Below are 24589 nucleotides of genomic sequence, written 5' to 3'. Positions count from 1 at the left end.
CATCCGCGCCGGCGACCTGGCGTCCACGACGCCCCGCAAACCCGCCCCGTCCCCCGTCCCCACTCCGGCCCCGGCCGCGGCCCGCGGCGGCACCCTCCCCCGCACCACCTCCGCCGAGACCCTCGCCACCATGCAGGCCGCCGTCCTCACCGGCGAGCCCCTGTGGATCGGCTACGTCAACGCCGAAGGCGCCGCCAGCCAGCGCGTCATCGCGCCGGTCCGCGTCGAGGGCGGCTATGTGACGGCGTACGACCACACGGCGGACGAGGTCCGCACCTACCCGCTGCACCGCATCACGGGCGTCGCGGAACTCGCGGACGACCCCGCGTAACCGCGTAACGGAGTCCCGAGACACACCACACGCGTACGGGATCAGGCACACTGGACGTTTGGTCGAGCGCCCACGCCTCGGTGCCCGCCGTGCAGAAAGGGACGCACGTTGAACGGACCTCTCATCGTCCAGTCGGACAAGACCCTGCTCCTGGAGGTCGACCACGAGCGGGCCGACGACTGTCGTCGGGCCATCGCGCCGTTCGCCGAGCTGGAGCGGGCGCCCGAACACATCCACACGTACCGGGTGACGCCGCTCGGGCTGTGGAACGCGCGGGCCGCCGGGCACGACGCCGAGCAGGTCGTGGACGCGCTCGTGGAGTTCAGCCGGTATCCGGTGCCGCACGCGCTGCTCGTCGACGTCGCGGAGACGATGGACCGGTACGGGCGGCTGACCCTGTCCAAGGACCCGGCGCACGGTCTGGTCCTCACGACCACCGACCGGCCCGTACTCGAGGAGATCCTGCGCTCGAAGCGGATCATCCCGCTGGTGGGCGCCCGGATCGATCAGGACACCGTCGCCGTGCATCCCTCGGAGCGCGGGCAGATCAAGCAGACGCTGCTGAAGCTGGGCTGGCCGGCCGAGGACCTCGCCGGGTACGTCGACGGCGAGGCGCATCCGATCGAGCTGGCCGAGGACGGCTGGGCGCTGCGGCCGTACCAGAAGCAGGCGGTGCAGAACTTCTGGCACGGCGGGTCGGGAGTCGTCGTACTCCCGTGTGGCGCCGGAAAGACGCTGGTCGGAGCCGGTTCGATGGCTCAGGCGAAGGCGACCACGCTCATCCTCGTCACGAACACCGTCTCGGCCCGCCAGTGGAAGCACGAGCTGGTGCGGCGGACGTCGCTGACCGCGGACGAGATCGGCGAGTACAGCGGTACGAGGAAGGAGATCCGGCCGGTCACCATCGCCACATACCAGGTGCTGACGACCAAGCGGAAGGGCGTCTATCCGCATCTGGAGCTGTTCGACTCCCGCGACTGGGGGCTGATCGTCTACGACGAGGTGCATCTGCTGCCGGCTCCCGTCTTCAAGTTCACGGCGGATCTGCAGGCGCGCCGCCGCCTCGGGCTGACCGCGACGCTCGTACGGGAGGACGGCCGCGAGTCGGATGTGTTCTCGCTCATCGGGCCCAAGCGGTTCGACGCGCCCTGGAAGGAGATCGAGGCGCAGGGCTACATCGCGCCCGCGGACTGTGTCGAGGTCCGCGTGAACCTCACCGACGCCGAGCGGCTGGCGTACGCGACGGCCGAGACCGAGGAGAAGTACCGCTACTGCGCGACGACCGACACCAAGCGGAAAGTCACGGAGGCACTGGTGCGCCGCTTCGCCGGGCAGCAGACCCTCGTCATCGGCCAGTACATCGACCAGCTCGACGAGCTGGGCGAGCACCTGGACGCGCCCGTCATCAAGGGTGAGACGTCCAACGCGCAGCGCGAGAAGCTCTTCGAGGCGTTCCGGCAGGGCGAGATCAGCGTGCTCGTCGTCTCGAAGGTCGCGAACTTCTCGATCGACCTGCCGGAGGCGACGGTCGCGATCCAGGTCTCGGGAACGTTCGGCTCGCGCCAGGAGGAGGCCCAGCGCCTCGGCCGTGTGCTGCGCCCCAAGGCCGACGGCCACCAGGCGCACTTCTACTCGGTCGTCGCCCGCGACACCATCGACCAGGACTTCGCCGCCCACCGCCAGCGCTTCCTGGCGGAACAGGGGTACGCGTACCGGATCGTCGACGCGGACGAGCTGCTGGCGGAAGAAGGAGCCTGAAGCTCGCCGCCGCGGCCGGACGAGGCGCCGCTCACCCGGCTCACCCGGCTCACCGGCGGCGGCGTACGCCCGCTTCCTCGCCGTACTCACCCAGCACGAGCACATCGAACACGGTGCTCGCGAAGACCTTGACGGCGCGCAGGGCGTCGCCCAGGAGATGGCGGTGGTCGCGGTCGTCGTAGGTGGTGGCGCCGGAGGGCGGGCGGTGCCGCGCGGGGCCGGAAGCTGGGTTGAGGGTTGCTGCGCTCATGTCTCCATGATGCTTTTCGGCCATTGGCGTGACATCGGCCTGTGGGCCGAACCTCCGGGGCCCCGGCATACGCCTCTGGGCGTACCTGTCCCCCTGGGGAACCACTAGGGGTAGTAGGGCCTGGGAGGGGCTGGCAGGGGCTGGGAGGGGCGCGCTCGCGAAAATCCGTTGGCTCCGCCGACAGCCCCTCGCCTAGAATCTCCGCTCTTGCCCGCCTCCCTCCGTGGAGCGCCGCCGCCCGCACGGAAACCGGACGGCCCCGCAGCCCCGCCGTATCCCAGCGCATGCCGTACGGCGACGAGGCGCACCCCAGGCACACCCACTCAGCAGGCCCAGGCCCCGGAGGCAACCGCCGTGTCCACCCCGCCCGACGCCCCCCTCTCCCGCGAGCGCGCCCACCTCGCCCACTCCCGCGCCGCCCTGCGCGCGATGCGCGAGGACGTCGAGTCCCTCGACATCCGAGACGTCACCGCGAACTGGGTCAACGCGGAGGCCCTCGCCCATCAGATCGACGAACGCATCAAGGCCCTCGCCGACCTGGCCCACACCCCGCTGTTCTTCGGCCGTCTCGACTACCTGCACGCGCCGGGCGCCGATGAGGCCGCCTATCAGACACTGCACATCGGCCGCCGCCACGTGCACGACGCCGACGGCGACCCCCTGGTCATCGACTGGCGGGCGCCGGTGTCGCAGCCGTTCTACCGGGCCTCCAAGAAGGACCCGATGGACATCGCGCTGCGCCGCCGTTTCGGGTACACGGGCGGTGACCTCACCGCGTACGAGGACGAACACCTCTCCGACCCGTCCGAGGCGGCCGTCAGCAGCAAGCTCCTCCAGCAGGAGATCGAGCGCCCGCGCGTCGGCCCGATGCGCGACATCGTGGCGACGATCCAGCCCGAGCAGGACGAGATCGTACGCAGCGGTCTGGGCGGCACGTTGTGCGTGCAGGGAGGTCCGGGCACCGGAAAGACGGCGGTCGGGCTCCATCGGGTCGCGTATCTCCTCTACGCCCACCGCGAGCGGCTAGCCCGCACCGGCACCCTGGTCATCGGGCCGAACCGCTCCTTCCTCCACTACATCGAGCAAGTGCTGCCCGCCCTGGGTGAGTTGGAGGTCAAGCAGGCGACGGTCGACGACCTGGTCGCCCATGTGGAGGTGCGGGGCACGGACGAGGCGGCGGCCGCGGTCGTCAAGGGCGACGCCCGTATGGCGGTGGTCCTCAGCAGGGCCGTGCGCTCGCACGTCACCCTGCCGACCGAGCCGGTCGTGGTCGTACGCGGCTCGCGGCGCTGGCGGGTTCCTGCGTACGAACTGGAGGAGATCGTCCAGGAGTTGCTGGACCGCGACATCCGCTACGGCGCCGCCCGCGAGGCCCTGCCGCAGCGCATCGCGCACGCCGTGCTCGTCCAGATGGAGCGGTCCGGCGAGGCACCGGACGACCGCGTGCAGGACGCCGTCGCCCGCAACCCCGCCGTGAAGGCGGCGGTGAAGGCGATCTGGCCGCCGGTCGACCCCGCCCGGCTCGTGCTGCGCCTGCTCTCCGACGCCGACTTCCTCGCCGTACACGCGGAGGGAGTCCTCACCGAGGACGAGCAGAAGACGATCCTGTGGGCCAGGCCCGGGCGGTCGCCGAAATCCGCCAAGTGGTCCGCCGCGGACGCCGTGTTGATCGACGAGGCCACCGATCTGGTGCAGCGCACGCACTCGCTCGGGCATGTGGTCCTCGACGAGGCACAGGATCTGTCGCCGATGCAGTACCGGGCGGTGGGGCGGCGCTGCACGACCGGTTCGGCGACCGTGCTCGGGGATCTGGCGCAGGGTACGACGCCCTGGGCGACGCGGAGTTGGGACGAGGCGCTCGCCCATCTCGGCAAGCGGGAGGCGGTCGTGGCGGAGCTGACGGCCGGTTTCCGCGTCCCGACGGACGTCATCACGTACGCGTCCCTGCTTCTCCCGCACATCGCGCCGGGGCTCACCCCGGTGGCGTCGGTCCGGGAGAACCCGGGTTTCTTCGAGGTACGTACGATCGATGCCGACACCGAAGTGGTGGATGCCTGCCGGGAGTTGCTGGCCCACGAGGGCTCGACCGGCCTGATCGCGGCCGACGCGCGCGTCCCCGTCCTCGCCGATGCGCTCGCGGCGGCGGGCATCGGCTACCTCGGCCCGGGCGAGGAGACGACGGCCGAGTCCCGCCTGACCCTTGTACCGGCCTCGCTGGCCAAGGGCCTCGAGTACGACTACGTGGTCCTGGACGAGCCGCGGGCGGTCGTCGACGGCGAGCCCGACGAACGAACCGGCCTGCGCCGCCTGTACGTGGCCCTGACCCGAGCCGTCTCGGGCCTGATCGTGACGCACGCCGCGCCGTTGCCGCCGCAACTGGCCTGATCCGCACCGGGATCCGCAAAAGCCGGTTCACCGGGATCCGTCAGGGCCGGCGGGGCATCCGCCAGTACTGCCTCTTCTTCTCGTCACGCACGACGACGCCGAGTTTCGCCAGTTCACCCCGCAGTTCCCGGGCGTCTTCGGCGTCGTCCTGCTTGTTGAGCGCCTTCTCGCGGGCCTTGAACAGGGCGTTCGCCCCCTCGGGCAGGCCCGGGGTGCCCGGGACCCAGCGCCGGAACTCGTCCCGGTGCGGGTCCGCGTCCGCCCAGGTGTAGCCGTGCTCGGTGAAGGCGGCGACGAGGCGCGCTACCTTCAGATCGCAGTCCTCCCGGGCGAGTTCCTGGCTGTCGCGGCCGAGCAGCACGAGTTGTTTGCCGTCCGGGAATGCCAGCCGGATCTCGTCCCGCGCGAATTCCCGGGATGTGTCCCGGACGGTGAGCACCACACGGCTGTCGGAGACGCTGACGGAAAGCGACTCGTGCAGCGCGATGAAGGCCAGCAGCAGGCCCAGCAGCGCGCCGGCGGACACCGCACCGATGGTCAGTCCCGGCTCGGGGATCGATTCCAACAGCTTGGCCGGTCCTTTGAACGGCGCCCAGCGCAGGGTCACGAGCCAGCCCGCGAGCAGCCTGACCAGCTCGCCGAGTACGGCTCCGCACCCGACACAGACGGCCACGATGAACCAGGCCGATTCGGCGAGCACGGTTGGCTGGTCCGCCTGTGCGTCCGGCTCTTTCCGCATGTCCACCCTCATACGCCCTCCACCCGTGTTCTGCTGCGCAGCCCTCAGTGTGGTGAGCGGCGGGGCACCCGTCATCAGCCGATGGTCTACGGCGCCTGTGACTTTGGTATGCGGGTTTGTTTGTGGCGGCTACGCGTCCAGCGCCGCCCGCCACTCCCGGACAGCGGCCGCGGAGACCGGTCGTGTCCAGCCGCCGGGGCGGGCGGCGCCGCCGATGTGGAAGCCGTCGATGCCTGCGGCGCGCAGCTGCGGGACATGGTCGAGGCGGAGGCCGCCGCCGACCAGGAGCCGCGGCTCGTAGCCGGGTTCGCCGCGGCGGGCCGCCTCGGTGAGCAGTGTCGGCAAGCCGTCGTCCACGCCCGTGGCCGAGCCCGCCGTGAGGTAGGTGTCCAGGCCCGGCAGGTCCGCGAGCTGTTTGCGCAGGGCGTCACGGTCGGCGGCGCGGTCGATCGCGCGGTGGAACGTCCAGCGGCAGCCGTCCAGTTCGGCGACGATCCGCTCCACCGCGGCCACGTCCACGCCGCCGTCCGCGTCGAGGAACCCGAGCACGAACGCGTCGGCGCCCTCACCCCGCAGCTCCCGGGCCGCACGCACCAGGGCGCCGACGTCACCGGCGGCGAACCCGTTCCCGAGCCGCAGCATCACGCGCAGCGAGATGTCGACGGCGGCACGGATCTCCGCGAAGGTCCCGGCCGACGGGGTGAGCCCGTCGGCCGCCATGTCGGTGACCAGCTCGAGGCGATCCGCGCCCCCGGTCTGGGCGGCCACCGCGTCCTCGGCATCGAGGGCGATCACCTCCAGGACTGCACGCTCGCTCATGGGACCTCTTCTCTTGGGCGGCACAGGTCTAGTCCAATCCAAGAGTACGCCCAAGAGTCAGCCGAAGATATTGAGCTCCCCCTCCCTCGCCCCGGCCAGCTCGTACCGTGTCCCCACCAGGGGGCGCCCCGCATACAGCCGTACGAGCGTCGCCGCATCGCCGATGTACCGGGCCGGCGGCCGTTCACCGGAGACGTCACCGAGCCGCAGCGGCTCGTCCGTGTCGTCGAGGTCGGCGTGCAGCGGCAGATGGCCCCGTTCGCGGGTGAGGCGGGCGAGGAGGGGCAGAGCGTACGGGAGGCTTTCCCCCGCGTAGGCCCCCGGCTCACCGAAGGCTTCCCGTACGTCGCCGGCGTGCACCCACTCGCCGAGGGCGACCCCGTCGAGGACACCGCCCGCCTTGGCGATCACCGGGCCCGCCTCACCCATCCCCCGTTCCAGCTCGTCGACGACCCGGGCCACGGACCAGCCGTCGCGCTCGGCGATGTCGCGGTCGTTCGACTCGGGCGAGAAGACGCCCTCCTCGAACCGCCCCTCCACCACCCGTCTCAACGCCGCCCCGCAATGCGTCAGCACATGCCGCACGGTCCATCCCGGACAACAGGTCCGCAGCGCGAAATCGCTCTCCGGGCGGGCCCTGAGCAGCGGAATCAGCACGTCGCGTTCCGCCGTCAGCAGCTGTCCGGGCAGTTCGGGGTCTCGTTCGTCCGTGGCGCGGGCATCGGCAGGAGTCATGCGCTCACGCTAGGCGCGGTGAAGAACCGCGACAATGACCCCATGGCCGACTCCGACGCCCTGCGCACCCGCTGGCTCAACGCCCTGCGAGGGGCCCGCGGCAACACCCCCGGCACGAGCACCCCGGACCCCGTCCAGTACGCCGAGAACCTCCTCGCCCGCTGGTCGGAGCCGCAGCGCCGCTACCACACCCTCGACCACCTGACGGCGGTCCTGGACCACGTCGACGTGCTCGAGAAGTACGCGGACGATCCGGACCTGGTGCGCCTCGCGGCGTGGTTCCACGACGCGGTGTACCTCCCCGACCGCTCCGAGAACGAGGAACGCTCGGCGCGCCTCGCCGAACGCGCGCTCCCCGAGGCCGGCCTCTCCCCCGCCGCCACGGCCGAGGTCGCCCGTCTGGTCCGCCTCACGGTCACTCATGACCCGTCGGCCGACGACCACAACGGCCAGGTCCTCTGCGACGCCGACCTGGCGATCCTGGCGGCGCCCCCGGGGACGTACACCGCCTACACGGCCGCCGTCCGCGAGGAGTACTCCTTCGTCCCGTCCGAGGCCTTCCGCGAGGGCCGCGCGGCGATCCTGCGTCAACTCCTCGATCTCCCACGGCTGTTCCGCACCCCTTACGGGGCGGCGGAGTGGGAGGCGCCGGCGCGCCACAACATCGGCGCCGAGCTGGAACAGCTGCTCGACACCCCCAAGTGACCGACCGGCGCCGGGAATGCCGCCGTATTCCCGGCGGTTGCCCATGAATATGCCTTCCCCCTCCCCCTCCCCCTCCTCCCCCCGCGCCCCCGCTCGCACCGGTATGCCCGTAGCCGTCTACGTCCTCGGCCTGTCCGTGTTCGCGCTGGGCACCAGCGAGTTCATGCTCTCCGGTCTGCTGCCGGCCATCGCGGACGACATGAACGTGTCGATTCCACGCGCCGGTCTGCTGATATCGGCCTTCGCGATCGGGATGGTGGTGGGGGCGCCGCTGCTCGCCGTGGCGACGCTCCGCCTCCCGCGCCGTACCACCCTGATCAGCCTCATCACGATCTTCGGCCTGGGACAGATCGCGGGCGCCCTCGCCCCGACCTACGCCGTGCTCTTCGCGTCACGCGTCATCAGCGCTCTGGCCTGCGCCGGCTTCTGGGCGGTCGGCGCGGCCGTGGCCATCGCGATGGTGCCGGTGAACGCCCGCGCCCGCGCGCTGGCCGTGATGATCGGCGGCCTGTCGATCGCGAACGTCCTCGGCGTCCCGGCGGGCGCCTTCCTCGGCGAGCACCTGGGCTGGCGCTCCGCCTTCTGGGCGGTGGCCGCCGCCTCCGCGATCGCCCTCGTCGGGGTGGTCACCCTCATCCCGGCTATTCCCGTTCCCGACGAGAAGCCCCAGCTGGGGCGTGAGCTGCGGATCTACCGGGACCCCCAGACCTGGCTCACCATCTCGCTCATCGCGTTCGCCGCGGGCGGCGTCTTCTGCACGTTCAGCTATCTCGCGCCGCTGTTGACGGACGTGGCGGGCCTGGCGGAAGGCTGGGTGCCCACCGTGCTCGCGCTGTTCGGGATCGGCGCGCTCATCGGTACGACGATCGGCGGCCGGATCGCGGACGCGCACCTCTTCGGGGTGCTGCTCTCCGGCATCTCCGCATCGACCGTCCTGCTCATCACCCTGGCCCTGTTCGGCCAGTACGCGTTCGTCGCCGTCGCCCTCTCCCTCCTCCTCGGCGTCTCGGCCTTCTACACGGCTCCCGCCCTGAACGCCCGGATGTTCAACGTGGCCGGAGCGGCTCCCACCCTGGCCGGCGCCACCACCACGGCCGCCTTCAACCTCGGCAACACGGGCGGCCCCTGGCTCGGCGGCGCCGTCATCGACGCGGGCTTCGGCTACGCCTCGACCGCGTGGGCCGGTGCGGTCCTGATGGTCACGGCCGGGGCGGCCACTCTGGTCTCCCTGCGGCTTCATCGGCGTACGGCCTCCCGGGTCGTCATCGGAGCCGCGCCCGCCCCGGCCGGGGAGTCGGTTAATCAGTCCCATTCCGCGAACTGATCACCTATCGTCACCGCCATGCGAGACATGGGTGGGGATCAGGTGGAGGAGGCCGTCGCGGGCGCCGTGGCGTTACTGCGGACAGCGGCCGGGGAACGGGACTGGAGCGTGAACGCGGGCCGTCTCGACTGGAGTTGTCGCAGGACGGCGGAGCACATCGCGTCGGACCTCATCGCGTACGCGGGGCAGTTGGCGGGGCGCCCCACCGACCGGTACGTACCGTTCGACATCACCTTCGACGAGTGCGAGGGCGTCGAGGACGTCCTGGACGTGATCGAGGCGACCGGCGCCCTGCTCGCGGCCGCCGTCCGCACCGCACCGCGCGAGGCACGGGCCTTCCACCCGTACCCCTTCCGCAGCGCGAACCGCGAGGGCTTCGCCGCGATGGGTGTCGCCGAAGTGCTCCTGCACACGCATGACATCGCCGAGGGGCTGGGGATCGCGTACGAGGCCCCGGCCCAGCTGTGCGAGGACGTCCTCACCCGGATCTTTCCGCACATCCGGCCCGGCCCCGACCACTGGCGCACGCTCCTGTGGGCGACCGGCCGCGGCGAGCTGCCCGGCCGCGCCCCGGTCACCGAGTGGCGCTGGAACAACAATGTGGTGATCCCCGCCGAGCGGCTCACCCTGCAGGGGGTCACGCCCGCCGCCGCGGCCGATCTGCAGGCCGGCGGCACGGGCGGCTTCGAGTGGATCGAGGGCGGCCCCTGCGAGGGCACGCGCTTCGCCGCCGGGATGGTCGTGAAGGCGTACGAGACCGGAGTGCACCGCCCTCAGTGGGGCGTGTTCGTCCTCGTGCGCGCGGAGGACGGCCGCGCCGTCGGCGGCATGGGCTTCCACTCCGCCCCCGACGAGATGGGCCATGTCGAGGTCGGCTACGACGTGGTGGAGGCGGCCCGCAACAACGGCTACGCCACGGAGGCGCTGCGCGCGCTGTCCGCGTGGGCGCTGGAGCGCGACGACATGAAGCGGCTGATCGCGACCGTCGACCACGACAACACCCCTTCCCAGGGCGTGGTTTCGCGTGCGGGCTTCACCCGGGTGAGCGAGGGCGACGAGCAGTACGTGTACGAGCTCCGCAAGGACTGACCAGGCTCTGGTCCGGTTCCGGCTCTGATCCGGATCCGGGTCTGATCCGGCCGCTCAGCGGGATTGCGTGCGCCCCTTGGGTCTGCGCAGTCCCGCCTCGTTGAGCAGCCGCACCACCTCGCGGCTGCTCACCTCGACCGCTCCGGCCCGCACGGCGTCCGCGTACCGGTGCGAGGGAATGTCGTAGTGGTCCCGCTCGAAGGCCCGGCTCGGCACGCCCAGCTCCGCGGCGAACCGGTGCAGTTCGGCGTACGAGACGTCGCTGATCAGGTGGGACCACATGCGGCCGTGGCCCGGCCAGACGGGCGGGTCGATGTAGACCGTCACGAGGAGGGCGCCCCGCCGGCCGCGGTGCCGAGCGAGCCCACGGCGGAGACCTTCACGCCCGCCTTGTGGCACACCCAGTGCGGATCGGGCCCCAACTCCGGTTCGACGTCGAGGGCGTGCGGGTCGCCGGCGCCGCAGACGGGGCACAGGGGCCAGCGCCCGTACCGGTCGAGCAGCGCGTCCTGTACGTCCTGGGCGACCAGCCCCGCCACGTACGCGGCACCCTCCGGCCACTGCTCCACCCACCAGCGTCGCTGTACGACCGACTCCTCGACGAGCGAGACGACATCGGCCTCGGCGACCTGGCCCGCGACGAGATCGGCGAGCACGAGCGCGCGGGCCGCGTGCAGCGCCTGTTCCAAGGGACCGACAGGGGGCGGGGAGTCCGGGAAGTCCATGGGACCATTGTGCGCCAGGCGCACAACTCGGGCACGAACCTGCCCTGGCCCCTACCGACACCCTTGCCGAAAATGGATGACACTTTCCCGGAATGTGTCATCCACTCGCGTCGGGTCCCCCTCTTGACCGGGTGCGTGGGCGAAAATATCTTTCATGTGTGACACCAGACGTGAAGGAAATTTTCGCAGGTGAGGCGCCGCCCGCCCCGGCCGCCCTCGCGGCCAAGGTGCGCACGCTCGCCCCGTCGATGACCCGCTCGATGCAGCGGGTCGCCGAGACCGTCGCCGGGGATCCGGCCGGCTGCGCGGCCCTCACGGTCACCGGCCTCGCCGAGCTCACCGGCACCAGCGAGGCGACGGTGGTCCGCACCGCCCGCCTCCTCGGCTACCCCGGCTACCGCGACCTGCGCCTGGCCCTCGCGGGCCTCGCCGCCCAGCAGCAGTCCGGCCGGGCCCCCGCCGTCACGGCCGACATCGCGGTCGACGACCCGATCGCGGACGTCGTGGCGAAGCTGGCGTACGACGAGCAGCAGACCCTCGCCGACACCGCGGCCGGACTGGACACGACCCAGCTCGGTGCCGCCGTCTCCGCGCTCGCGGCCGCCCGCCGCATCGACGTCTACGGCATCGGCGCCTCCGGACTGGTCGCCCAGGACCTCCACCAGAAGCTCCTGCGCATCGGCCTCATAGCCCACGCGTTCAGCGACCCGCACCTCGCGGTCACCAACGCCGTGCAGCTGCGCGCCAAGGACGTGGCGATCGCGATCACGCACTCCGGATCGACGGGGGACGTCATCGAGCCGCTGCGCGTCGCCTTCGAGCGCGGTGCGACGACGATCGCGATCACCGGACGCCCCCATGGACCCGTCTCCCAGTACGCCGACCACGTCCTCACCACGTCCACGGCCCGCGAGAGCGAGCTGCGCCCGGCGGCCATGTCGTCCCGTACGAGTCAACTGCTGGTCGTGGACTGCCTGTTCATCGGAGTCGCCCAGCGGACCTACGAGACCGCGGCGCCGGCCCTGTCCGCCTCGTACGAGGCACTGGCCCACCGGCACCATGCACGCGGCGGCTCCCGGCGCTGAGCGGACACCGGAACCGACACTTGAACGCGCACCGGAAAGAGCCACCCCCCATGACCTCCACCGCCGACGCCTCCTCCCACCGCCGTGATGTGCGCGCGGAGTTGGAAACGCTGACCACCGAGGCGTTCCGTCCCGAGCTCTCCGAGATCGACCGGCTGCCCACCCTCGCGATCGCGAAGATCATGAACGGCGAGGACGCGACCGTACCGGTCGCCGTGGCCGAGCGGCTTCCGCTCATCGCCGCCGCGATCGACGCCACCGCGGACCGTATGGCGCGCGGCGGCCGTCTGATCTACGCCGGTGCGGGCACCGCGGGCCGCCTCGGCATCCTCGACGCCTCGGAGTGCCCGCCCACCTTCAACACGGACCCGTCCGAGGTCGTCGGCCTGATCGCGGGCGGGCCGAGCGCCACGGTCAACTCGATCGAGGGCGCCGAGGACTCCAAGGAGCTGGCGGCCGAGGACCTGGACGCCCTGGACATCACCGCCGACGACACGGTGGTCGGCGTCTCGGCCTCCGGCCGCACCCCGTACGCGATCGGCGCGGTCCAGCACGCCCGCTCACGAGGGGCGTTGACGATCGGACTGTCCTGCAACGCGGACAGCGCGCTCGCGGCGGCCGCCGACCACGGCATCGAGATCGTCGTGGGCCCGGAGCTGCTGACCGGCTCGACACGGCTGAAGGCGGGCACGGCCCAGAAGCTGGTCCTCAACATGATCTCGACGATCACGATGATCCGCCTGGGCAAGACGTACGGGAACCTGATGGTCGACGTCCGCGCCTCGAACGAGAAACTCCGGGCCCGCTCGCGCCGCATCGTCGCCCTGGCGACCGGAGCGTCGGACGACGAGATCGAACGCGCCCTCGCCGCGACGGACGGCGAGGTCAAGAACGCCATCCTCACCATCATCGGCGGAGTGGACGGACCCACGGCGGCTCGCCTCCTGGAGGAGAGCAAGGGGCATCTGCGGGCGGCGCTGGAGGCGGCGACCGCCCGCTGACTACTGTTGCCCCCTTGACCAAGGGGGAGGAGAACGGCGGATGACACCGACCACGTTCCGCATCGGCGGGGATCTGGAAGTGCGGCGGCTCGGATTCGGCGCCATGAAGCTGCCGACCGAACCCGGCGACGCCCGCAAGGCCTCCCTCGCGGTCGCCCGGCGGGCCGTGGAGCTGGGCGTCACACTGATCGACACCGCCCATATGTACGGCTGGGGAGCGAACGAGGAACTCCTCGCCGACGCCCTGCACCCGTACCCGGAGGAACTGCTCGTCACCACCAAGGTCGGCGTGACACGGTCGCCGTCCGGCGAGTGGGGGCTGGACGGGCGGCCGGACGTCCTGCGCGCCCAGGTCGACGAGGCCCTCCGCCGGCTCCGCGTCGACCGCGTCGAACTGCTCCAACTGCACCGCATCGACCCCGAGACGCCGCTCGCCGACCAGCTGGGCACCCTGCGGGAGCTGCGGACCGAGGGCAAGATCGGCCGGATCGGGCTGTCCGAGGTCACCGTCGCCGAACTCGACCGGGCGCGGGAGATCGTCGACATCGCGAGCGTGCAGAACCGCTACAACCTGCTCGACCGCGAGCACGAGCCGGTACTCGAAGCGTGCGCGGCGGCGGGCATCGCGTTCCTGCCGTGGCGGCCCGTCGCGCACGGAACGGCGGGTGCGACGGCCGAGGTCGCCGCCGTGGCGGCCGAACTCGGCGCGACGCCCACCCAGGTCGCCCTCGCCTGGCTCCTCGACCGCTCACCGGTCGTCCTCCCGATCCCGGGCACCGCCCGGACGGACCACCTGGAGGAGAACCTCGCCGCGGCCGACCTGCGCCTGACCCCGGCCCAGCGCGCCCGCCTCGACGGGCCGGCCGAGACCGGCTGACCCGGCGGGTGCGGCCCCGCTGTCAGTGGCACGTGCGATGCTCGTCCATGTCCGTACGGCACCGCCCGGGGAGGAGACCGACCACGGTGAACCACGCTCAACTGACCGCCCTCGGCCGCGCCCTGCGCCTTCTCGGTGAGCACGGCGAGTCCCTGACGACCGCCACGCCCGACGCGAAGCTGCACGAGGCCAAGGCCGACCTGAAACGCGCCCTGGACCTGCTCGACGAGACGGTCACGACCGCCGCGCCCACCACACGCTGCGCCGAGCACCCGAACGGCCCGGTCGACGAGGACGCCCCCGACCTCTGCCTGCTCTGCGAGACCCGCCGCCGCGCCGCCCGCCGCACCGAGGTCAACAGCACATACGGTTCGCCCAGGCCCACCGGCCCGGCCGCCCCCACCCCGTCCCGCTACGGGGTACGCGCCGACCGCCCCCAGCCCCAGCAGCGCTGGCTCCCCGAAGCCTGGAACGGCCAGGCCTGGCAGCTCTGCGGCACCCCACGCCGCGACCGCCACGAGGCCGAGCTCTACCTCGCCGCCCGACGTCGGGGCCCACGCCCGGCGTCGGCGTACCGCCTGGTCCACGAGTTCACGGACTACGAGGTACTGCGGGTGTGGGGCGAGCCGGTGCGGATCGACATCGAGCCGATGGGAAATCTGTAGCCGCACACGGCCGCCACGGGATCCTCCTCGTCAAGCGGCGGAGTCTGCCAGCAGCGCGTCGATCTGGCCCATGGCCGCGGTGATGCCCTCGACCATGCCCATGGACACCAGCTGCTCCATCGCCTCGGCGGTGGGGAAGGTGCTCTCGACCGTCATCACGGTGCTCGTCTCACCGTCCGCGGTGAGACGCACGCGGACACTCATCGTGGGCATGTCGGGGTTGGGGCGGCCGGCGTCGTCGGCGAAGCCGTCCTCGAACTCCAGCCCGTACGGGGCTTCGACGGACCGGACGCGCCACCAGCCGTGGTGCTTGTCGCCTTCCGGCCCGGTCATGAAGTACGTGACCGCACCGCCGGGCTTCAGTTCATGGTCGACCACGGTCGCGGGATAGGTCGGCGGGCCCCACCACCGCTCGAGCTTGCGGGGGTCCTGCCAGACCTGCCACACCCTCGCCGGTGGCGCGTCGAACCGCGCGGTGAGCGTCAGCGTGAGGGCTTCAGGGTTCTTCTGGACGTCGATCACGGTCATGCGCTTGCTCCTTGCCGTCTTCTGGGTCGGGATCGGCGAGGATCTCGCCGATCCGGTCGATGCGCCCTCGCCACACGGCCGTCAACTGGTCCAGCAGCCGATGAACCTCGCTCAGGGCGTCCGCGTTGCCTCGCACCCGCTGCTCCCGTCCCTGCCGCTCCTTGATGACCAGCCCGGCACGCTCCAGCACCGCCACGTGCTTCTGGACGGCCGCGAAGCTCATCGGGAACCGCCGGGCGAGCTCGGAGACCGAGTGATCACCGGTCAGGGTGAGGGCCACGATCTCGCGCCGCGTCGCATCGCCCAAGGCCTGGAAGAGGCGATCGGCGCGGTCGATGGATTCCTGACGTACAACCATTGAGTTGTACGTTACCGAGCACCACGACCCCCCGCAACCCCTCAGGGCAACCGCCCGGCCCCGCCGATCCGCGTCTGCCGCTCGGCGTGCCGCAGCCGCGCCCGCAGTACCTCCCCCGGCGACGCCTCGCGCAGCGCGTCCGGCGGACAGTCCCACTCCCGCCCACCCCCGACGGGCCGCAGCCGCACCCCGCCGCCGACATGCCCCACCACCTCGCCGATCCGCCCGTCCCGTACGTCCACGACGTGCGCACCGACCGCCGGCCTCTCCCCGCGCAACACCGAGGCCAGCCGCTCGGCCGTACGCACGTTGCAACGCCCCAGGTCGACGAGAGCGAACGGCTCGTCGCTCGCGCCGGTCACCGGATCCACGCCCAACGACGGCAGCGCGACACCCACACCCACGAGTGCCTCCCGCAACGACTCCACGACTTCCTCGGTCGATCGCACGCCCGTACTACCTCCACGTTGAGTTGATGATTCGCAACACAGCGTGTCGACAGCACGCCTAACCTGGCCAGACAGGGCGTCCCAACAACCTCTGTTGTGAGACCGGGAGTTGCCATGCCAGGACCGAAGGACCTCGATCCGTCGTCGTCACCGCGCGCCCTGCTGGGCGCGGAACTGCGCCACGCACGCGAGAAGGCCGACCTCAGCCAGGAGGAGTTGGGCCAACGACTTTTCGTGAGCGGCTCGTTCATCGGCCAGTTGGAGGCGGGCACGCGGCGGATGCAGCGGGAGTACGCACGGATGCTGGACGAAGTCCTGGGCACGGAGGACTTCTTCCAGCGGAACTGTGGGGCGGCGGCCAAGTCCAAGTATCCGGAGCACTTCGCGGAGGCGGCGGAGGCGGAGGCCGCCGCCACGGCGATCAGGCAGTACGCGCCACTCCTGATCCCCGGCCTGCTCCAGACGCCGGCGTACGCACGGGCCGTATTGCGCGCGTACCAGCCGACGGCTCCGGACGAGGCGATCGACGAGTTGGTGGCGGCCCGAATGGAACGGGCTCGCATCCTCGACGATCCAACGGGGACGTTGTTGTGGACGGTGATTGACGAAGCTGGACTGCGCCGAGTGACAGGTGGGCCCCAGGTGATGGTGGAGGCCTTGCGCCACATCATCGGCCTGATTCACCGGAACCGGATCATCGTGCAGGTACTGCCGTTCGAGGCGGGGGCTCACCCAGCCCTGGAAGGCGCCATCAAGCTGATGGACTTCGAGGACGCTCCTCCGCTGGTCTACTTCGAAGGCATCGGCACCGGACGGCTGGAGGACGACCCGACCACCGTGAGGCACCAGAGGTTCACGTACGAACTCCTCACAGCCTCAGCACTCTCGTCGGCGAACTCCCTGGCCCTGATCGAGGCTGTGGCGCAGGATTACGCCCATGACGAGCATTGTTGATTTCGCACTGGACGCGGCCACTTGGCACAAGTCCAGCTATAGCGGTGGCAGCGGCGGCGACTGCCTGGAAGTAACACCCGACTTCCCCACCCTCGCTCCCGTCCGAGACTCCAAGAACCCCCTTGGTCCAAAGCTCGTGTTCCGAGGGGAGGCGTGGTCCGCGTTCGTCGAAAACCTGAAGCGCGACTAACGCGACCAATCAAGGGGTCAATAGGTCAAGACCTGACCTACATGACTCCTAGCGTGTGGTCTACCGACGGAACAGCAATCCACGGAGGGCCCACACCATGACCGACACCCTGATCACCGACGAGCGCACCGACCTGCTGGAGACGCTGGCCAAGCACCGGCATTTCCTGCGCTTGACCACCCGTGACCTCACCGACGAGCAGGCCGGGCAGCGAACCACCGCCAGCGAACTGTGTCTCGGCGGCCTGATCAAGCACGTCACATCGGCGGAAGGCAAATGGGTGGACTTCATCCTGAACGGCCCGTCGGCGATGGGCGACTTCACCGCCATGACCGAGGCCGACTGGGCCCGGCGGGCCGACGAGTTCCGGATGCTGCCCGGCGAGACGCTGACCGGCGTGCTGGCCGACTACGCGGAGACGGCGGACCGGACGGACGAACTGGTAGCCGCGCTGCCCGACCTGAACGCCGCCCATCCGCTGCCCAAGGCACCGTGGTTCGAGGCCGAGGCACAGTGGTCGGCCCGCAGGGTGCTGTTGCACATCATCGCCGAAACCGCACAGCACGCTGGCCACGCCGACATCATCCGAGAGTCCCTGGACGGAGCCAAGAGCATGGGCTGACCTGCGCCCGAGGCTCAAGCAGCACGACGCTGTTGGCCACACCCCCTCTGCCCGGGGCACCAGCTGCGAAAGCGTGAACACTTTGCATGAAAGTGTTCACGCTTTCGCGGAGGGTATGCCTGGCGGGCCGATGGCTCTGCATGGACGGATCCGGTCCAACCTCGTTGACGGTGCAGATCGACGCGAACCCGTCGGCCGCGCTCAGGACGCCAGACGCCAGACGAGCGTGTACCGCCAGAACAGCCGACGACGCAGCCGGGCACCGGGCAGCACGCGCCGCACCTCCCGGACGATGTCGCCGAAGCTCGCCTCCGCCGGCCGGGTCACCGCGGTCATGGAGACCGGCCGCTGGACCGTACGCCCCCTGCTCTTGGCCCAGCCCACCGCGACGTTCGCCGGGACGGAGGCAAGGCCGAGCAGATAGTCCCCGACGGTCTCCTCGCGAGCCAGTCCGACCACCACCAGCGTTCCCCCAGGCCTCAGTTGCGCACGGAACCGCGCGAGCGCCTCGCTCAGCGGCAGGTGGTGGAGGACGGCAACGCAGGTGATGACGTCGTACGACCCGCCAGGGCCCGCGTCCAGCGCATCCGCGACGGTGTAGGTCACCGGAGCCGCCGAAGAGCCAGCCGGAGTCAACTCCCGTGCCCGGTCGACGATCTCCGGATCAGCGTCGATCCCGTGCACCTCCGCCGCCCGCACTGCCAACAGCCGCGCCAGATCACCACTCCCGCACCCGACATCCAGCGCACGGTCGAAACGCCGGGGCAACTGCCGCAGGATCCACGGGTGGTAGTGCGCGTTGTGGTCCCAGGGATGCGCCGCGTTGAAGCAATGCAGCGCTTGCAGGAGGCGGTACCGCGGGTTCGTCATACGGCCATTCGACCAGAGCGCAGGAACCGACCGGCCCCAGCCGTTTCAACACCACGGCAAACGCCACTAGCGTGACGGCATGCTCAAGGTCGAGGCCACCGAGATTTTTCCTTGCACACCGGACGAGTTGCTCGACTTCGTGATGGACGTCGAGCGGTACGCGCTGGTCGACCGCAAGCTCCGCCCCGTTCTGTGGACCCGGCGCGACGGAAACCTCCTCGAGTTCGCGTTCCGGCCCAGACTGGCAGGCCTCCCGGCCCCACGGACGGTGGCCCGAATGCGGCTGACCCCCGGCCACCGCATCGACATCGAACTCGCCCCGCCACCCGCCAACAGGCTGACGCGGCTGGCGTCCGACTTCGACGCCAGTTTCGTCTGCACCCCGGTCGAGGACGGGACCCGCCTCATACGCACCCTCAACTTCCGCTTCCTGCCCCCACTGCGATGGCTCGCGGAGCCCCTGCTCCGGCGCCCGCTGACCGCCGACGTACAGGAAGAGGTACGGCTGGCCAAGGAGTACATCCAACGACAGAAGGAGAACTCCTGAGAGCAGGCACGGGGGCACAGAGTCGCGAGGTACTCAACCGGCTGCGGCCCGCACCGAAACGGGCCGCCGCCGGCAACGGAAAACGGGGAACCGCTCAGCTCAGCGACCCCAGCGAAGCCGCGTCGTACGGTGCCAGTTCGTCGAAGCGGCCGTCCAGCACCTTTGCCGCCCACTGCGGATCGTGGAGCAGGGCACGGCCCACGGCCACCATGTCGAACTCGTCGGCCTCCAGGCGGTCCAGCAGGTCGTCGATGCCCTTGACCGGCGAGCCCTCGCCGGCGAACGCGCGGATGAAGTCGCCGTCCAGGCCGACCGATCCGACGGTGATGGTGGGCTTGCCCGTGAGCTTCTTCGTCCAGCCGGCGAGGGTGAGGTCCGAGCCCTCGAACTCCGGGAGCCAGTAGCGGCGCGTGGACGCGTGGAAGGCGTCCACGCCGGCTGCGGCCAGCGGGGTCAGCAGCGCCTCCAGTTCCTCCGGGGTCTCGGCGAGCTTCGCGTCGTACGCCTCCTGCTTCCACTGGGAGTAGCGGAAGAGGATGGGGAAGTCCGGGGACACCGAGTCCCGCACCGCCGCCGCGATCTCCGCCGCGAACTTCGTGCGGGCGACGAGGTCGCCGCCGTACGCGTCCGTACGGCGGTTGGTGCCGGACCACAGGAACTGGTCGATCAAGTAGCCGTGCGCGCCGTGCAGTTCGACGCCGTCGAAGCCGATGCGCTCCGCTTCGGCCGCGGCCTCGGCGAAGGCGGCGATGACGTCGTCCAGGTCCTGCTGGGTCATCTCCTTGCCGGTGCCGGGCGTGCCGTCGAGGCGCAGGCCGGAGGGGCCGACCGCCGGGGCGTCCGCGAACGGGGGCTCGCCCGCCTGGCGCACCATGCCGATGTGCCACAGCTGCGGCACGATCCTCCCGCCGGCCGCGTGCACGGCCTCCGCCACCTTGGCCCAGCCCGCGAGCTGCTCCTTGCCGTGGAAGCGCGGGATGCTGTCGCTCTGCCCGGCCGACTCATGGCCGACGTACGTGCCTTCGGTGACGATGAGGCCCACGCCCGCCGCGGCGCGGCGCGCGTAGTACGAGGCGACGTCCTCGCCGGGGATGCCGCCGGGCGAGAACTGTCGCGTCATGGGCGCCATCGCGATGCGGTTCGGGACGGTCAGGCCGTTCAGCGAGACGGGCCGGGACAGGATCTGGGCCGCGCGGTCGGCGGAGGCAGTGAGGGTCACGCGAGGGCTCCTCGAAAGGTAACGGTCGGTATGTGCGCATGCATTGACTTGCGCCTGCGTCAACCGCCCCACGCGGCATGGCATTCCGCCATTCCGCCCCGCCTCACTGTGATCCCGGATACGCCCGAGGGCGGCACCCCTGGAAGCAGGGGTGCCGCCCTCGGTCGCGTACTGCGGTGAACCGCCGATCCGTGAGTAACCGGATCAGAAGTCCATGTCACCGCCCGGCATGCCGCCACCGGCCGGGGCAGCGCCCGCCTTCTCCGGCTTGTCGGCGATGACGGCCTCGGTGGTGAGGAACAGCGCGGCGATGGACGCGGCGTTCTGCAGGGCGGAGCGCGTGACCTTCGCCGGGTCGATGATGCCCTCGGCGATCATGTCGACGTATTCGCCGGTCGCGGCGTTCAGACCGTGGCCGACCTGAAGGTTGCGGACCTTCTCCACGACGACGCCACCCTCGAGACCACCGTTGACGGCGATCTGCTTGAGCGGGGCCTCAAGGGCGAGCTTCACGGCGTTGGCGCCGGTCGCCTCGTCACCCTCGAGCTCCAGCTTCTCGAAGACCTGGGAGGCCTGGAGCAGGGCCACGCCACCACCGGCGACGATGCCCTCCTCGACGGCCGCCTTGGCGTTGCGGACGGCGTCCTCGATGCGGTGCTTGCGCTCCTTGAGCTCAACCTCGGTGGCGGCACCGGCCTTGATGACGGCCACGCCGCCGGCCAGCTTCGCCAGGCGCTCCTGGAGCTTCTCGCGGTCGTAGTCCGAGTCGGAGTTCTCGATCTCGGCGCGGATCTGGTTGACGCGGCCGGACACCTGGTCCGCCGAGCCCGAACCGTCGACGATCGTCGTCTCGTCCTTGGTGATGACGACCTTGCGAGCGCGGCCCAGGAGGTCCACGGTCGCGTTCTCCAGCTTGAGGCCGACCTCCTCGGAGATGACCTCGCCGCCCGTGAGGATGGCGATGTCGCCGAGCATGGCCTTGCGGCGGTCACCGAAGCCCGGAGCCTTGACGGCGACGGACTTAAAGGTGCCACGGATCTTGTTGACGACCAGGGTCGACAGGGCCTCGCCCTCGACGTCCTCGGCGATGATCAGCAGCGGCTTGCCCGACTGCATGACCTTCTCCAGGAGCGGAAGCAGGTCCTTGACGTTGGAGATCTTGGAGTTGGCGATCAGGATGTACGGGTCGTCGAGGACGGCCTCCATACGCTCCATGTCGGTGGCGAAGTACGCCGAGATGTAGCCCTTGTCGAAGCGCATACCCTCGGTGAGCTCCAGCTCCAGACCGAAGGTCTGGGACTCCTCGACGGTGATGACGCCTTCCTTGCCGACCTTGTCCATGGCCTCGGCGATGAGCTCGCCGATCTGGGTGTCGGCGGCGGAGATGGAGGCGGTCGAAGCGATCTGCTCCTTGGTCTCCACGTCCTTGGCCTGCTCGAGCAGCGCACCGGAGACCGCCTCGACGGCCTTCTCGATACCGCGCTTGAGAGCCATCGGGTTGGCGCCCGCGGCGACGTTGCGGAGGCCTTCCTTCACCAGCGCCTGCGCGAGGACGGTCGCGGTCGTCGTGCCGTCACCGGCGACGTCGTCCGTCTTCTTCGCGACCTCCTTGACCAGCTCGGCGCCGATCTTCTCGTACGGGTCCTCGAGCTCGATCTCCTTGGCGATGGAGACACCGTCGTTGGTGATCGTGGGGGCGCCCCACTTCTTCTCGAGGACGACGTTGCGGCCCTTGGGGCCGAGGGTCACCTTGACGGCGTCCGCGAGCTGGTTCATGCCGCGCTCGAGGCCTCGCCGCGCCTCCTCGTCGAACGCGATGATCTTGGCCATGTGAAGTGGTCCTCCCGGACTGGGGTGGATTGCTCCGGACCGCGCTGGCGCCCGCGACGGACGGCCTGCCTGCCTGTGGTTCCTTGCCCCACCCGGCCTGCGGGCCTCACCGACCCGGTCCTCGTTGTCACTCTCACCTTCAGAGTGCTAACGCCAATGATTAGCACTCGACCCCTTCGAGTGCAAGCGCCTCCCATTGATCGGGAAGAGCGCGCGGGCATGACGAAGGGCCCGCACCCCTGGGGGTGCGGGCCCTTCAAAGAAGAACGTGTCGCTGCAGATCAGTCGGCGCGTGCTTCAGCCGGCCACGCGGACCATGTCCGCCTGCGGCCCCTTCTGGCCCTGCGAGATCTCGAACTCGACCCGCTGACCCTCCTCCAGGGTGCGGTAGCCGTCCATCTGAATCGCGCTGTAGTGGACGAATACATCCGCACCACCGTCGACCGCGATGAAGCCGTACCCCTTCTCCGCGTTGAACCACTTGACGGTGCCCTGAGCCATGCCTAACTCCCCTATTACTGGCCCTTGCACAGATCCACACTTCGTGGATCCGGGTCAGACCTCACCCCCCAACGGTTGGGGGTGTGCGCCGGAACGCGTCGACCGCGGCTGAATGTATCTGTCCAACTGCCGTCTGCAACAGGTCAATCGGACGAGAAATCTGGACACCGCTCGATCGGGAGTATGCGGAGAATTTGCCCGAATTCAGGGCAAGCCGGGGCCCACAAATGTCGCAAACGGCTCAAAATGGCCGGGCAGTTTGGCTGCTTCTTGTCGGGCTTACGGCAGGAACTCATATGCGTTCGGCGTGCGGGGCGAAGCAGGTTCCCCAACTGTACCGCGCTCAACCATGCAGAATTGCCCCCTCCGTTTCTCTTACGGAGAGGGCAATTCGATGAACTCTGCGTGTTCGCCGTTACCGTCGGTAATAACCGGCCCGGTACCCGGAAACCCGGTCGGCGGTCAGCCTCCGGCGACGGCCGGGATGATCGAGACGCCGGCCCCGTCGGGCGTGGCCGTCTCCAGACCCTGCTCGAAGCGCACATCGTCGTCGTTCACGTACACGTTGACGAAGCGACGCAGCTTGCCCTGGTCGTCCAGGACGCGAGCGGCGATGCCCGTGTGGTTCTTCTCCAGATCGGCGATGACCTCGGCGAGAGTCGCGCCCTCGGCAGCGACCTCGGCCTGGCCGCCCGTGTAGGTGCGGAGGATCGTGGGGATGCGGACGTTGACGCTCATACGAGGCCAGCCTCTCGGAAAGAGTCCAGGTTGGGGCGGATGGTCGCGGTCAGGCCCGTGCCGGCCACCGCGTCCAGGGTCTTGAGGCCGTCGCCGGTGTTCAGTACGACGGTGGTGAGGGTCGGGTCGAGTACGCCGTTCTCGATCAGCTTGCGCGTCACGCCGACCGTCACGCCACCCGCCGTCTCGGCGAAGATGCCCTCGGTCCGCGCGAGCAGCTTGATGGCGTCCACGATCTGCTCGTCGTTGACGTCCTCCACCGCGCCTCCGGTCCGGCGCGCGATGTCGAGGACGTACGGCCCGTCGGCCGGGTTCCCGATGGCGAGCGACTTGGCGATGGTGTCCGGCTTCTGCGGCCGTACGACGTCCTGGCCCGCCTTGAAGGCGACGGACACCGGGGAGCAGCCCTCCGCCTGGGCGCCGAAGATCTTGTACGGCTTGTCCTCGACGAGTCCGAGCTTGATCAGCTCCTGCAGACCCTTGTCGATCTTCGTGAGCTGGGAGCCGGAGGCGATCGGCACGACGAGCTGGTCCGGGAGCCGCCAGCCGAGCTGCTCGCAGATCTCGTACGCCAGCGTCTTGGAGCCCTCGGCGTAGTAGGGGCGCAGGTTGACGTTCACAAAGCCCCAGCCCTCACCGGCCGGGTCGCCGATCAGCTCGGAGCAGAAGCGGTTCACGTCGTCGTAGTTGCCCTCGATGCCGACGAGCTCGCCACCGTACACCGCGGCCATGACGACCTTGCCCTGCTCCAGGTCGTGCGGGATGAACACGCAGGAACGGAAGCCGGCACGGGCCGCCGCGGCGCCCACCGCACCGGCCAGGTTGCCGGTCGAGGAGCAGGAGAGGGTGGTGAAGCCGAAGACGCGGGCGGCCTCCAGGGCCTGGGCGACGACACGGTCCTTGAAGGAGTGCGTCGGGTTGCCGGAGTCGTCCTTCACGTACAGGCCGCCGGTCACACCCAGCTCGCCCGCCAGGTTGTCGGCCTTGACGAGCTTGGTCCAGCCGGGGTTGATGTTCGGCTTCTCGGCCACGTCCGCGGGGACGGGCAGCAGCGGAGCGTACCGCCAGATGTTCGCGGGTCCCGCCTCGATGCGCTTGCGGAGGTCCTCGGTGTCGTACGCCGAGAAGTCGTACGCGATCTCGAGCGGGCCGAAACACTCCTCGCAGGCGAAGACCGGGCCGAGCGCCACCCGGTGCCCGCACTCGCGGCAGGAGAGCGCGGCGGCCGGACCGAGGTCCACGGAGGTGAGGGGGTTCGTGGTGCTTGCAACTGTCTGCGCAGCCATGTGAGGCGA

The 24589-nt window shown here is 70.3% G+C and carries 29 protein-coding genes; 14 read left to right on the top strand and 15 right to left on the bottom strand.

Translation table 11 applies throughout. The features are described from left to right. Together FE633_RS37365 and FE633_RS37360 are read left to right on the top strand one after the other, a co-directional pair. A partial coding sequence (locus FE633_RS37365) for a WYL domain-containing protein (protein ID WP_138049605.1) occupies positions 1-331 on the top strand: 331 nt, incomplete at its 5' end. A 108-nt stretch (positions 332-439) separates the two neighbouring features. Then, on the top strand, positions 440-2089 hold the full coding sequence (locus tag FE633_RS37360) for a DNA repair helicase XPB (RefSeq protein ID WP_138049604.1): 1650 nt from the start codon (positions 440-442) through the stop codon (positions 2087-2089). A gap of 49 nt (positions 2090-2138) precedes the next feature. On the opposite strand, the gene FE633_RS37355 is transcribed toward FE633_RS37360, so the two are convergent. After that, positions 2139-2339, bottom strand: a complete 201-nt coding sequence (locus tag FE633_RS37355; protein WP_138049603.1) for a hypothetical protein — start codon at positions 2337-2339, stop codon at positions 2139-2141. A 354-nt stretch (positions 2340-2693) separates the two neighbouring features. Here FE633_RS37355 and FE633_RS37350 point away from each other — a divergent pair, with 354 nt between their 5' ends. Further along, positions 2694-4724 carry a HelD family protein gene (locus FE633_RS37350; protein WP_138049602.1) on the top strand — a complete coding sequence of 677 codons (2031 nt, stop codon included), beginning with the start codon at positions 2694-2696 and terminating at the stop codon, positions 4722-4724. Positions 4725-4764: 40 nt separating this feature from the next. Here FE633_RS37350 and FE633_RS37345 read toward each other — a convergent pair whose 3' ends face one another. From FE633_RS37345 to FE633_RS37335, 3 genes are all read right to left on the bottom strand, one after another. Continuing rightward, entirely contained in the window at positions 4765-5475 is a 711-nt protein-coding gene (locus tag FE633_RS37345; protein WP_246114007.1) for a YqeB family protein, read from the bottom strand. Positions 5476-5592: 117 nt separating this feature from the next. Next, complete coding sequence (locus FE633_RS37340) at positions 5593-6282, bottom strand: copper homeostasis protein CutC (protein ID WP_138049600.1); 690 nt, start codon at positions 6280-6282, stop codon at positions 5593-5595. Positions 6283-6339: 57 nt separating this feature from the next. Further along, positions 6340-7017 (bottom strand): maleylpyruvate isomerase family mycothiol-dependent enzyme, encoded by a 678-nt coding sequence (locus FE633_RS37335; RefSeq protein WP_138049599.1) that lies wholly within the window; start codon positions 7015-7017, stop codon positions 6340-6342. Positions 7018-7059: 42 nt separating this feature from the next. On the opposite strand from FE633_RS37335, the gene FE633_RS37330 reads away from it, so the two are divergent. The 3 genes from FE633_RS37330 to FE633_RS37320 all read left to right on the top strand — a co-directional run bounded on the left by FE633_RS37330 (position 7060) and on the right by FE633_RS37320 (position 10135). Further along, positions 7060-7722 (top strand): HD domain-containing protein, encoded by a 663-nt coding sequence (locus FE633_RS37330; RefSeq protein ID WP_138049598.1) that lies wholly within the window; start codon positions 7060-7062, stop codon positions 7720-7722. Positions 7723-7825: 103 nt separating this feature from the next. Beyond that, entirely contained in the window at positions 7826-9046 is a 1221-nt protein-coding gene (locus tag FE633_RS37325; protein WP_171060285.1) for a Cmx/CmrA family chloramphenicol efflux MFS transporter, read from the top strand. An 18-nt stretch (positions 9047-9064) separates the two neighbouring features. After that, on the top strand, positions 9065-10135 hold the full coding sequence (locus FE633_RS37320) for a GNAT family N-acetyltransferase (protein WP_138049596.1): 1071 nt from the start codon (positions 9065-9067) through the stop codon (positions 10133-10135). A gap of 54 nt (positions 10136-10189) precedes the next feature. Here FE633_RS37320 and FE633_RS37315 read toward each other — a convergent pair whose 3' ends face one another. Both FE633_RS37315 and FE633_RS37310 read right to left on the bottom strand, forming a co-directional pair. Beyond that, complete coding sequence (locus FE633_RS37315) at positions 10190-10462, bottom strand: DUF4031 domain-containing protein (protein WP_138049595.1); 273 nt, start codon at positions 10460-10462, stop codon at positions 10190-10192. Beyond that, positions 10459-10860, bottom strand: coding sequence for a hypothetical protein (locus FE633_RS37310; RefSeq protein WP_138049594.1), 402 nt, complete (start codon positions 10858-10860; stop codon positions 10459-10461). The genes FE633_RS37315 and FE633_RS37310 overlap by 4 nt, the downstream gene beginning before the upstream one ends. A 158-nt stretch (positions 10861-11018) precedes the next feature. On the opposite strand from FE633_RS37310, the gene FE633_RS37305 reads away from it, so the two are divergent. From FE633_RS37305 to FE633_RS37290, 4 genes are all read left to right on the top strand, one after another. Beyond that, positions 11019-11945, top strand: a complete 927-nt coding sequence (locus tag FE633_RS37305; RefSeq protein ID WP_138049593.1) for a MurR/RpiR family transcriptional regulator — start codon at positions 11019-11021, stop codon at positions 11943-11945. A gap of 50 nt (positions 11946-11995) precedes the next feature. After that, positions 11996-12946, top strand: a complete 951-nt coding sequence (murQ, locus tag FE633_RS37300; RefSeq protein ID WP_138049592.1) for an N-acetylmuramic acid 6-phosphate etherase — start codon at positions 11996-11998, stop codon at positions 12944-12946. A 40-nt stretch (positions 12947-12986) separates the two neighbouring features. Beyond that, on the top strand, positions 12987-13823 hold the full coding sequence (locus FE633_RS37295; protein WP_138049591.1) for an aldo/keto reductase: 837 nt from the start codon (positions 12987-12989) through the stop codon (positions 13821-13823). A gap of 86 nt (positions 13824-13909) precedes the next feature. Next, positions 13910-14488 (top strand): hypothetical protein, encoded by a 579-nt coding sequence (locus FE633_RS37290; protein WP_138049590.1) that lies wholly within the window; start codon positions 13910-13912, stop codon positions 14486-14488. A gap of 30 nt (positions 14489-14518) precedes the next feature. Here the strand turns inward: FE633_RS37290 and FE633_RS37285 are convergent, their stop codons facing one another. The 3 genes from FE633_RS37285 to FE633_RS37275 are packed head-to-tail and all read right to left on the bottom strand — an operon-like array spanning position 14519 to position 15823. Then, complete coding sequence (locus tag FE633_RS37285; RefSeq protein WP_138049589.1) at positions 14519-15016, bottom strand: SRPBCC family protein; 498 nt, start codon at positions 15014-15016, stop codon at positions 14519-14521. After that, complete coding sequence (locus tag FE633_RS37280) at positions 14985-15374, bottom strand: ArsR/SmtB family transcription factor (RefSeq protein WP_138049588.1); 390 nt, start codon at positions 15372-15374, stop codon at positions 14985-14987. The genes FE633_RS37285 and FE633_RS37280 overlap by 32 nt, the downstream gene beginning before the upstream one ends. A 41-nt stretch (positions 15375-15415) precedes the next feature. Continuing rightward, positions 15416-15823, bottom strand: a complete 408-nt coding sequence (locus tag FE633_RS37275) for a hypothetical protein (RefSeq protein WP_138049587.1) — start codon at positions 15821-15823, stop codon at positions 15416-15418. A 114-nt stretch (positions 15824-15937) separates the two neighbouring features. On the opposite strand from FE633_RS37275, the gene FE633_RS37270 reads away from it, so the two are divergent. From FE633_RS37270 to FE633_RS37260, 3 genes are all read left to right on the top strand, one after another. After that, positions 15938-16777 (top strand): helix-turn-helix domain-containing protein, encoded by an 840-nt coding sequence (locus FE633_RS37270; protein WP_138049586.1) that lies wholly within the window; start codon positions 15938-15940, stop codon positions 16775-16777. Continuing rightward, positions 16761-16967: a DUF397 domain-containing protein gene (locus tag FE633_RS37265; RefSeq protein WP_138049585.1), complete on the top strand. Its 207-nt coding sequence runs from the start codon at positions 16761-16763 to the stop codon at positions 16965-16967. Before FE633_RS37270 ends, FE633_RS37265 begins: the two co-directional genes overlap by 17 nt. 97 nt (positions 16968-17064) lie before the next feature. Beyond that, the gene (locus FE633_RS37260; protein ID WP_138049584.1) at positions 17065-17589 is read left to right on the top strand and encodes a DinB family protein; all 525 of its coding nucleotides are present in this window, start codon (positions 17065-17067) and stop codon (positions 17587-17589) included. 201 nt (positions 17590-17790) lie between these two features. Here FE633_RS37260 and FE633_RS37255 read toward each other — a convergent pair whose 3' ends face one another. Next, complete coding sequence (locus FE633_RS37255; RefSeq protein ID WP_138049583.1) at positions 17791-18459, bottom strand: class I SAM-dependent methyltransferase; 669 nt, start codon at positions 18457-18459, stop codon at positions 17791-17793. A gap of 79 nt (positions 18460-18538) precedes the next feature. Here FE633_RS37255 and FE633_RS37250 point away from each other — a divergent pair, with 79 nt between their 5' ends. Beyond that, positions 18539-19006 carry an SRPBCC family protein gene (locus FE633_RS37250; protein ID WP_138049582.1) on the top strand — a complete coding sequence of 156 codons (468 nt, stop codon included), beginning with the start codon at positions 18539-18541 and terminating at the stop codon, positions 19004-19006. Positions 19007-19100: 94 nt separating this feature from the next. On the opposite strand, the gene FE633_RS37245 is transcribed toward FE633_RS37250, so the two are convergent. The 5 genes from FE633_RS37245 to thrC form a co-directional block, all read right to left on the bottom strand. After that, positions 19101-20225 carry an NADH:flavin oxidoreductase gene (locus tag FE633_RS37245; RefSeq protein ID WP_171060284.1) on the bottom strand — a complete coding sequence of 375 codons (1125 nt, stop codon included), beginning with the start codon at positions 20223-20225 and terminating at the stop codon, positions 19101-19103. 204 nt (positions 20226-20429) lie between these two features. Beyond that, on the bottom strand, positions 20430-22055 hold the full coding sequence (groL, locus tag FE633_RS37240) for a chaperonin GroEL (protein WP_119103017.1): 1626 nt from the start codon (positions 22053-22055) through the stop codon (positions 20430-20432). Positions 22056-22352: 297 nt separating this feature from the next. Then, complete coding sequence (locus FE633_RS37235) at positions 22353-22556, bottom strand: cold-shock protein (RefSeq protein ID WP_003986833.1); 204 nt, start codon at positions 22554-22556, stop codon at positions 22353-22355. Positions 22557-23018: 462 nt separating this feature from the next. After that, positions 23019-23294, bottom strand: coding sequence for a MoaD/ThiS family protein (locus FE633_RS37230; protein ID WP_119103018.1), 276 nt, complete (start codon positions 23292-23294; stop codon positions 23019-23021). Beyond that, positions 23291-24580 carry a threonine synthase gene (gene thrC, locus FE633_RS37225; protein WP_138049580.1) on the bottom strand — a complete coding sequence of 430 codons (1290 nt, stop codon included), beginning with the start codon at positions 24578-24580 and terminating at the stop codon, positions 23291-23293. Before thrC ends, FE633_RS37230 begins: the two co-directional genes overlap by 4 nt. Positions 24581-24589 lie beyond the last annotated feature (9 nt).

This window comes from Streptomyces montanus, from assembly GCF_005786655.1.
In the GTDB taxonomy this organism is placed as follows: domain Bacteria; phylum Actinomycetota; class Actinomycetes; order Streptomycetales; family Streptomycetaceae; genus Streptomyces; species Streptomyces sporangiiformans.
Note: the sequence above shows the minus strand (reverse complement) of the source record. Positions and strands in the feature narration are given on the sequence as shown.